The sequence below is a fragment of the Beijerinckia sp. L45 genome (assembly GCF_009765775.1).
Classification (GTDB): Bacteria; Pseudomonadota; Alphaproteobacteria; order Rhizobiales; family Beijerinckiaceae; genus RH-AL1.
On record NZ_LMUU01000172.1, the window covers coordinates 42,703 to 51,339 of the forward strand.

At 65.0% G+C, this 8,637-nt stretch carries 13 protein-coding genes and 1 tRNA gene; 4 read left to right on the forward strand and 10 right to left on the reverse strand.

The window, feature by feature from the left end:
- The first annotated feature begins 93 nt into the window (after positions 1-93).
- Positions 94-372 (forward strand): hypothetical protein, encoded by a 279-nt coding sequence (locus GSQ79_RS19185; protein ID WP_158810272.1) that lies wholly within the window; start codon positions 94-96, stop codon positions 370-372.
- Here the strand turns inward: GSQ79_RS19185 and GSQ79_RS19190 are convergent.
- The 10 genes from GSQ79_RS19190 to GSQ79_RS19235 all read right to left on the reverse strand — a co-directional run bounded on the left by GSQ79_RS19190 (position 329) and on the right by GSQ79_RS19235 (position 5,939).
- Positions 329-631, reverse strand: a complete 303-nt coding sequence (locus GSQ79_RS19190; protein WP_158810273.1) for a hypothetical protein — start codon at positions 629-631, stop codon at positions 329-331. The two genes, GSQ79_RS19185 and GSQ79_RS19190, sit on opposite strands and share 44 nt — an antisense overlap.
- On the reverse strand, positions 628-1,626 hold the full coding sequence (locus tag GSQ79_RS19195; protein ID WP_158810274.1) for a DUF5131 family protein: 999 nt from the start codon (positions 1,624-1,626) through the stop codon (positions 628-630). Before GSQ79_RS19195 ends, GSQ79_RS19190 begins: the two co-directional genes overlap by 4 nt.
- A complete protein-coding gene (locus GSQ79_RS19200; RefSeq protein ID WP_158810275.1) occupies positions 1,619-1,903 on the reverse strand; it encodes a hypothetical protein in 285 nt (94 codons plus the stop codon). The genes GSQ79_RS19195 and GSQ79_RS19200 overlap by 8 nt, the downstream gene beginning before the upstream one ends.
- Positions 1,903-2,181 (reverse strand): hypothetical protein, encoded by a 279-nt coding sequence (locus GSQ79_RS19205; protein WP_158810276.1) that lies wholly within the window; start codon positions 2,179-2,181, stop codon positions 1,903-1,905. The genes GSQ79_RS19200 and GSQ79_RS19205 overlap by 1 nt, the downstream gene beginning before the upstream one ends.
- The gene (locus tag GSQ79_RS19210) at positions 2,174-3,055 is read right to left on the reverse strand and encodes a hypothetical protein (RefSeq protein ID WP_158810277.1); all 882 of its coding nucleotides are present in this window, start codon (positions 3,053-3,055) and stop codon (positions 2,174-2,176) included. Before GSQ79_RS19210 ends, GSQ79_RS19205 begins: the two co-directional genes overlap by 8 nt.
- Complete coding sequence (locus tag GSQ79_RS19215; RefSeq protein ID WP_158810278.1) at positions 3,055-3,315, reverse strand: hypothetical protein; 261 nt, start codon at positions 3,313-3,315, stop codon at positions 3,055-3,057. Before GSQ79_RS19215 ends, GSQ79_RS19210 begins: the two co-directional genes overlap by 1 nt.
- On the reverse strand, positions 3,308-4,405 hold the full coding sequence (locus GSQ79_RS19220; protein ID WP_158810279.1) for a hypothetical protein: 1,098 nt from the start codon (positions 4,403-4,405) through the stop codon (positions 3,308-3,310). Before GSQ79_RS19220 ends, GSQ79_RS19215 begins: the two co-directional genes overlap by 8 nt.
- Positions 4,398-4,937, reverse strand: coding sequence for a hypothetical protein (locus GSQ79_RS19225; protein WP_158810280.1), 540 nt, complete (start codon positions 4,935-4,937; stop codon positions 4,398-4,400). Before GSQ79_RS19225 ends, GSQ79_RS19220 begins: the two co-directional genes overlap by 8 nt.
- Before the next feature lie 173 nt (positions 4,938-5,110).
- Positions 5,111-5,185 (reverse strand) — tRNA-Val (locus GSQ79_RS19230).
- Positions 5,186-5,243: 58 nt separating this feature from the next.
- Positions 5,244-5,939, reverse strand: coding sequence for an HAD-IA family hydrolase (locus GSQ79_RS19235; protein ID WP_158810281.1), 696 nt, complete (start codon positions 5,937-5,939; stop codon positions 5,244-5,246).
- Between the two features lie 191 nt (positions 5,940-6,130).
- Here GSQ79_RS19235 and rutA point away from each other — a divergent pair, with 191 nt between their 5' ends.
- From rutA to rpiA, 3 genes are all read left to right on the forward strand, one after another.
- Positions 6,131-7,213 (forward strand): pyrimidine utilization protein A, encoded by a 1,083-nt coding sequence (gene rutA, locus GSQ79_RS19240; RefSeq protein WP_158810282.1) that lies wholly within the window; start codon positions 6,131-6,133, stop codon positions 7,211-7,213.
- A gap of 92 nt (positions 7,214-7,305) precedes the next feature.
- Entirely contained in the window at positions 7,306-7,689 is a 384-nt protein-coding gene (locus GSQ79_RS19245; protein WP_246725437.1) for a hypothetical protein, read from the forward strand.
- 94 nt (positions 7,690-7,783) lie between these two features.
- Positions 7,784-8,500 carry a ribose-5-phosphate isomerase RpiA gene (gene rpiA, locus GSQ79_RS19250; RefSeq protein WP_158810283.1) on the forward strand — a complete coding sequence of 239 codons (717 nt, stop codon included), beginning with the start codon at positions 7,784-7,786 and terminating at the stop codon, positions 8,498-8,500.
- The last annotated feature ends 137 nt before the right edge of the window (positions 8,501-8,637 follow it).

The following is an 8,637-nucleotide window of genomic DNA, read 5'->3' on the forward strand; positions in this document are numbered from 1 at the left end:
TGACCAAGCAGATTGATTCGGAGGAGGATCGAGCGCGAGAGCCGATGTAGCGCGTGAAGCCCGATCCTAGGCACTGATGCTTAAGTTGTGCTGGTGCGCCACCGATCCTTGCGCTTCCGCGCCGCCGTTGCCGAAGCGCGGGAAGCCCGCGCCGCGCTGCCGGAGCCGGCGCGCTACGAGAGCGGCGCCTCGATCGCGCTGCGTCATGCCGCCGATGCTTTGGCGGCGGCACATCGCGCCGTGGCCGACGCCGGGCTACCGATCAACGGTGTCGACATTGCAAAAGCTCTCAGCAACTCGTCCTTCTCTGCCTCGCTCCAGCGCCCGCTCACGACGCCGTCCCCATCGGCGGCGGATTGCTGGACGCGATGAGGCGCTCGATCCGCTCCACCTCGGCAATGACGAGAGCGCCGGCGCGCACCATCATCTGCCGCCGCGCCCGCAGATCGGCCATGGTCGCTGACGCGTAGATCGTTTCCACGCTCGAGACGGCGAGCTCGTCGTCGTCCGGCGCGCGGCTGGAGGCGGCCATCTCGTGTCGCTCGCGGATGATATCGAGGGCGGCACAGGTCGCGCCTGGATCTTCGATGCTAGGCGTGGGCCGGCGGCCCGGAAATGGGATCACGGTCACGGGATGGCTCCTGCGGTTTGGGGTGGTGCAAGCGATGCGGGGCGCGCCGGCACGACCGGGAAGCCGTCGTGGTTGACGCCATCCAGAAGGCGGCCGGCGGCTTTCTTGCCGACGCGGCGCATCAGGACGCCGGCGCCGCCATGCTCGTTCGCGTTGCCACGCCCCACGGCGCCGTCCGGCCATACGATCTCGCCGGGATCGCCGAGGCGGTATTTCGGAATCTCGACCCAGACGCCGTTCTGCTTATGGAGGTACGGCGTGCCGTGCGCGGCGCATTGATCGCGGACGTTTCGGTACCAGTCGTACCGCGACGGCCGCGCCTTATGGGCGCCCTGGTCGGTCTCGCCACCGGTGATGACCTGGCCGAGCGCTGGCAGAACAGGCCAGCCGTCGTCGCCGATCTTGATCCCGCGCTCGAAGCGACCTTCCGAGGTGTTCGCGTCGCCGCCAAGCCACGGCGTCAGGTCGCCAAGATCTTCGAGCAACGGCTCGGCTGACATGAACAGGAACTTCGGACGCAGCCCGGCCGCCACCATGAGGTGGGGCAGGTTGGTCTCGACACGCTTTCGGTCCTCGCAGGTCGTCCCGAACGCGATGTTCGGCGGCATAAAGCCGACCTCTTTGACCATGCGCACGATGTTCTGCGGTCGCTTCGTCAGCAGCAGCCAAAGCAGGTTCGGATAGGCCCTTATTTCAACGAACCATTCCAGCCGGAGATCGACGCCGACCGCGTTGTCGAATGGATCGCAGAGGCTCGGAAAAACCGTCGCCATACGCTCCGCTCGGCGCGCGTCCGCATCCCAGGCCGCGAGCCGCCGCCAATAGCTTTTGCTGGTCCGCCGCCGCTCGCCGTGCGGACCCCATTCGACCCGGCCAAGGCGGGTGTCCATGAGGTGCGCGGCATAGCATCCGTCACAGGCCGGGCTGATCTTGGTACAGCCAATCCATGGTGACCACGTGTGGTCGGCCCATTCGATATTGGTCGTGTCACCCATGACGTTGTCCTTTCTCGCCGGGCAGCGCGGCGACTTTCCCGAAGGCGGAATCGATCTCGGCGAGCACGTCTTTCCAGACGTTCTCGTGGTCGTATTCGGCGAGGACGACGGCGCCGCGCGTCGTCAGCTCGATCGCGAACAGCGACGGCGAGCGGGTCGACATCTTCCAGGACTGGAGGCCGGCCAGCTTCTCAGTCGAGAAGGCGAGGTGCAGGATGCCGTTGATGTAGATCCGGCAGAGACCTGCGGCGTTGTGGGAGGAGGTGATTGCTGGCATCAGCAGGCCTCCGCAGTTCCGTTCACCCGCCCGGCCGCAGCCTCCTTCGCGATCGCGCGCCGCCGGCGCTCTGCATGGAAAGCCGCCCGGTTCAGATCCATGGCGACGGCCCGCGCCTCCTCCGGCGACAGCGCCGCCCAGGCGTCGGATGATAGCGAGCCAAAGTTGCGCATGACACCGAGGTCGAGAAGGACCTCGCCGCGGCATTCCTTGATCTGAATCGCGGCGCCCTTCTCGGGATCGTTGCCGCGGCGATCGTGGTAGGTTTGCTCAAGCATCGGCGTTCTCCGTTTTCTTGGATCGAGGGGCGCCATCGATCGCGGGTGACAGCGGGGCGAGGCCGAGATCCATCTGGATCGGCGCCAGTTCCGACGGCTTCGGCATCCAGTCGTCGGCAGCGGCTTCGATCTCGGCGTAATTTCGAGGGTGCTGCTTCGCGAAGTCGGGCAGCCCGGGCCCGGCGACCCAGCCGCGGCCACGCCCATCGGCCGGCGCCATCCAGCCCATGACGCTGGGCAGCCAGCGGCGGTGATCGATTTTCAGGGCTTGGAAATCGCTGCGGGTCACGACGCGCCGTTTCAGCAGGATCGCCATCTTGATCGCGGCGATCTTCCAATCCGTCAGGGTGATCGGGCAGGGCGTCCCGGCCTGGCTGTCGGGCACGTAGTCCGGCAGGATCTCGCGCCGCATCGGACAGCAGTCGTGCCAGCTATCCGGCAAGGAGCCGTAGCGGTGCGACTTCATGCCGGGCAACGTCGGCAGTATCTCGCCAGTGATGGTCCGCCTGCTTCCGATGCCGCGCTCTTCGTGCACGATTCGGATGATCGTTATGCCGAGATAGCCGCAGATCGTCGGAGAGAAATTGCCGCCGAACTCGGGGACCAATACGGCGCGGAAGTCGGGGCCGCGATCGCCTCGACCGCCCGGATAAAAAGAAGGCCGCTCCTCGATCGCCTGCTCAACGACCAGCGAGTTCAGTTTCAGCTTCGCCTCAATGCCGATTTGGAGGCCATCGGCGACTCGGACGGCGAGGACGTCCCAACCGCAGCATTCCGGATAACAGCGATAAATGCCGCCGCGCTCCGCTTCCGCGATGAAGGCGGCGCAGAGTTCGGCCTCGGTTTTGAAGGTGACGAGCGGGGCGGGTCGCATCAGAAAATTCCGCCGACAGGTTCGATTAAGCGCCGGTCGACCGCGTACTCTCCACACCAGTCATCGTGGGCCGTGTTCGGCCATTGCGCGTTCGGGAAACGCGAGACCGTGATCTCGTCCTGCTTGTCGCCGAAGCGATCGCGCCGGATGTTGACGGCCAGGCTGAACTGCGGTGGCTGGCGCCGGCAGTCCGCATAGGTGTGTTCTGGCTCGGCACGGTGCCAGAATTTGCCGGAGCTGCAGGTCGACCCCTCAGACATGGGCCGCCTCCATCAACGGAGCCTTCGCGAAGTCAGCCGCCTCGATCCGCTTGCCGCCGAGCGTCATCGCCGACAGCAGATGCGGGACGCGGCAGACCTCGGACGCAGCTTCGTCCCGCGTGTAGCGGCCGGCGCTGATCCGATCGGTCGTGTAGCCGGAGTGGTTCGAGCGGTAGTAGGCGCCGTGCTCGCGGTGCCAGATTAGGAAGATGTCGGCTCGGCCGAACAGGATGTCGCGCAGCTTCGCCGCGCGTTCGAACTCCATGGCTCCAACAGCGCTCGCCGGCAACGCCTCCAGCTTGCCTCGCCGGCGCTGCTCGTTCCGCTTCCGGCGGAGGTCTTCCGGTTGGCGGGTGAAGATCTGGCTGGCGCTGAAGCTCTCGAGCCGCCAGCGTCCGGCGACGACCCGCCACATGCAGTTTATGCCGAAGTAAGCGGTACCGCGGTTGATCCGGCCTGTCTTATCAGCGAACCAGACGGTGGCGCCTTGCTCGATACGGTCGCCATCGGCCGAGGTGCCGTTTTTGTAGGCGTAGTCGCAGACCGGACGGCCGGACGTCTTGTCTTTGTGGATGGACGTGGCGTATTCGCGCTCGATGTACTGAAGCGCCGTCAGGCCGCCGAAGTGCGGGCCGCGACGCTGCAGGTTCCTGTTGGTCGTCTCGAACGGGCCATGCTTTTGCAGCCAGGTCTCGATCTTGCCGAACTCGAGATCGACCCGGAGCCGCGTCAGAAACGGCATCTTTTCCCGCTTGTCGAAGTCGTGGCGGTGGCCGTTCCGATTCTTCTGGATCCAGTTTTCGGACCAGACCTCGAATTGGATGGAGCGCCCGTTGACCTCCAGGGTCGCGAGCAACTCGCCCTTGCGACAAAATCGGCGGTACCGGCGCAAGATCGGGTAGTTTTTGACAATGTCGGCGTCGGGGCCAACCGTCCAACCGCGCCGGCGAAGGTGACGGATCAGGCCGGCGAAGATGACCTGCTCGAACAGCGGATCGTTCGCGTCGTCCTGCCAGATGCCGAGATGGGTGTCGTGGATGTTGAGGGCGAGGCCGGCGCGCGGCGGCCGCGAAGTGAGGCGGTCAGCCATGGGCCACCTCCAGCGCGGCCTCGGCCGACTGCGGGTCGACCGGGGTCACGTCTTCGGCGTGAAGAATGTAGCCGCTACCGGGGCTAGCACGCTGTTCGGGCGTGACGGCGACGACGTATTTTGCGGTCTCGGGATAGAGACTGGCGATCGGGCCGTCGCCGTGCCGCGTCGTGACGACTGCGCTAAGCGGCAGATCGAGAGTGATGTCCTCGGCTTTGACCCACTCCTTCACCGCATCGTCGTGCGCATTCCGGACGTAGCTGTCGGCCGTGTCTAAAATCTCGACGGGCTCGGCGTCGGGATCATAGCCTTGTCGCTCGAGTTGCTTCGCGAGATCGTAGCCATCGGTCCGCGAGCCCATGACCTTGAGCAGGTCATCGACGACATCGTCGAGCTTTGCGCGCGGGTCTTTCAGCAAAGCGAGCACTTCGATGCCGAGTTGTTCGGCGGCGCGTCGCATGATGGCTGGTTTGCTACGGCCCGGCCGCGCGGTCGGCGGGACGCCGGGGAGGTGGGGCTGGACTTCAGACATGGGCGCCCTCCATCACGAGAGGGCGGACCGCGAACAACCTGCACGGAAGTTGCACGCATCGTTGAGTCTGGTTGCGCTTACGTTCGCAGGATTTCGTCTCGGGTGGTTTAGCGCCCTTCCTAAGGGCTTCCGGCAGAAACCCTTGTTTTACGGGGGCTTTGCGTCTGGATCGATGGTGGGCGCGACAGGGATTGAACCTGTGACCCCTCCCGTGTGAAGGGAGTGCTCTCCCGCTGAGCTACGCGCCCGAACCGTGTCGGACCTTGTATATGCTTGGCGCTCGGCGGCAAGTCAAACCGCCAAAACTTAAACTGCGACGGAAAAACCGGCCTTGAGCACCGCGACGGCGCCGGACAACTGGTCGAAATGGCTGATGATGCGGTCGGGATTCATCGAGGCGACCGGGCGGTCAGCGTAGCCGAAATCGACGGCGATGACCGGGATCTTGGCATTCTGGGCGGTCGACACGTCGGTGATGGTGTCGCCCACCATGATGCTCTGACGGCGATCGCCGCCGGCCTGATCTATCGTGTCGAACAACGCGCCAGCGTTGGGCTTGCTGACGGCGAACGTGTCCTGGCCGGCGATGACCTTGAAGCGGGTCCGCGCGCCGAGCGCTTCGACCAGCTTGATCGCCGGCTTCTCGTATTTGTTGGTGAGGATCGCCAGGCTCCAGCCCGCCGCGGTGAGCCGGTCGAGCGCCGCCTCGGCGCCGGGGTAGAACACCGTCTTGTCGGTGAGATGATCCTCGTAATAAGCGAGGTACTCCGCGAACATCTCTTCGAGCCGTGCATCGGTGACGCTGGCCCCTTGGGACTCTAGCCCGCGGCGGATCATCACCCGCGCACCGGAACCGACCATTTTGCGGCCGGCCTCCAGCGACACCGGCGCATGGCCCTCGCGGGCGAGAATCACGTTGAGCGTGTCGACGAGGTCGGGCGCGCTGTCGACAAGAGTGCCGTCGAGATCGAAGACGATGAGGGGAGCGAGGCTTTTGAGCATGCGTCCGATTACGAAGTCGGCAGGCGTTGCGCAAGCGTCGTGCGCTCGGATTGGTGAGAGCCTGCGGTCCACGAGACCGTTTCCTGACGGCGCCGGATCAACGAACCTTTGATCCATGCTCTTGAAACAAGGGTGCTTCCTGGCACCGGTCTTGCTCGCCGGAAGACCTTCTCGAGCCCGGGTGCAGCCTCATGGATATTGGCGTCTTCATTCCGATCGGCAACAACGGCTGGCTGATTTCGACGACATCGCCGCAGTACAAGCCGAGCTTCGAACTCAACAAGACCATCGTTCAGAAGGCTGAGCGTTACGGGCTCGATTTTGCGCTTTCGATGATCAAGCTGCGCGGTTTCGGCGGCGTCAGCGAGTTCTGGGACCACAACCTGGAATCCTTCACCCTGATGGCCGGCCTCGCCGCCGTCACCTCGAAAATCAAGCTGTTTGCCTCGACCGCCGTGCTGACGCTGCCGCCGGCGATGGTCGCGCGGATGGCCACCACCATCGACTCGATCTCAGGCGGCCGCTTCGGCGTCAACATCGTCAGCGGCTGGCAGAAGGCCGAGTACTCGCAGATGGGCCTGTGGCCGGGCGACGATTATTTTGGCTATCGCTACCAGTACTCAACGGAATACGTGACGATCCTGCGCGAGCTGTGGGAAACCGGCGCCTCGGACTTCAAGGGCGCACACTTTTCGATGTACGACTGCCGGATGAAGCCGATGCCCGAGGGGGACGTCAAAATCGTCGCCGCCGGGCAGAGCCCGACCGGGATGGCGTTCGCCGCGCAATATGCCGACTATAATTTCATTCTGGCCGTCGGGGTGAACACGCCGACAGCGCATACCGCCGTCAACCAGCAGTTGATGAGCGCCGTCGAAAAGACCGGCCGCGATGTCGGCGCCTATGTCCTGTTCATGATCATCGCCGACGAGACGGACGAGGCGGCGATGGCCAAATGGCTGTCCTACAAGGCCGGCGTCGATGAGGATGCTCTGGCCTGGATGGCGGACCAGGGCAGCCAGGACAAGACGGCCGCCGAGACGTCGACGGCGAAGACGATCAATCTGCCGGAGCAGGCCGTCAACCTCAACATGGGCACGCTCGTCGGCTCCTACGCCACCGTGGCGCGGCTGATGGACGAGGCGGCAACGGTGCCCGGCACCAAGGGGCTGATGCTGACGTTCGATGACTTTGTCGAGGGTGTCGAAACGTTTGGCCAGCGCATCCAGCCGCTGATGCAATCGCGCGCAGCGCGGCTCAGCGCTGCCGCCTGATCGCGAAATCTTTGGCCGCGGCGTGACCTCCGCCGTTTTGTCGCGGCAATCCCTCGGCTATAGCTCTGGCATCCTATGTCTGGAGCCCGCCGATGCAATCCGTGCCTTCTGTTCGATCCTTCGTTGCATCGGCCCTTTTCGCGATCCTGCTCGGGTCGCCGGGCGCACGAGCCGCGGGCAACTATGATTTCCTCGCCGCGCCGCAGATCGACCTCAACCGGGTGTTTCGGCTCGACCGCTCGACTGGTGAGATCGGGGCGTGTCAGTTCGGCCTGAAGGAAGGATCGCCGGTCGGCACGACGCTGTGCTATCCGCCGGGACAGGGCGCGGGACCGCAGGGCTCCAGCGACTATGCGCTGATCGCCTCGCGACACGAGCAGGAGGGCGGCGTGTTTCGCGTCGACCAGCGCACCGGCATGATGTCGATCTGCTACGTTCTCAACGAAACCGTGGTCTGCACCCCGCAGGCCAAATAGCCGGTCTCCGTCCCCGTCTTGCTTGACGGACCGGCCTTCGAAGGCCTAACCCGCAGACCACTTGAGGCCACGTGCCTCGCCTCCGTGAGAGCCCATGCCCCCCCTCGACCTCCTGGATGCGAAACGACAGGCTGCCGCGCGCGCGCTTGATTTTGTCGTGCCCGGCATGCGCCTCGGCCTCGGCACGGGATCGACGGCCGCCGAGTTCGTGACCTTGCTCGGCGCAAGGGTGGCGGAAGGGCTGAAGGTGATCTGCGTCCCGACGTCGGAACAGACCGCCCGGCAGGCCGCCTCGCTGGCCATTCCCCTGGCGACGCTCGACGAGCAGCCGGAACTCGACCTCACGATCGACGGCGCCGACGAGTACGATCCGGCGCTGCGTCTGATCAAGGGCGGCGGCGGGGCCTTGCTGCGGGAAAAGATCATCGCTACGGCCTCGCGCCGGATGATCGTCATCGCCGACGAGACCAAAGCGGTGGACACGCTCGGTCGCTTCCCGCTTCCCGTCGAGGTCAACCGCTTCGGCCTCGAGGCGACGCGTCGCCTGGTCAAGCGCGAGGCGGCGCTGTGCGGCTGCGCCGGCGAAATCGCATTGCGGATGGCAGGTACCGATGCCTTCGTCACGGATGGCGGCCACCTTATTCTCGACTGTCATTTCGAACGCATCCAGACGCCCGACGATCTCGGCGCACGGCTGAACGCCATCCCGGGCGTTGTGGAACACGGCTTGTTTCTCGGGCTCGCCCGTGCGGTCGTGGTCGCCGGGCTCGATGGCGTTCGTGTCCTTGGCCATCCCGAAGAAGACGACTGACCGGGATCGGCGACGTCGGCAGCGACGGCGCGAAACCGGAAAAACCAATTGGGAGACGTTGTTGATGTCGAGCCTCCGCAATCACGAGCCTAGACGCCACGTCGGGATGGGCCCTGCCGTGCTTTTGGCGCTCGCGA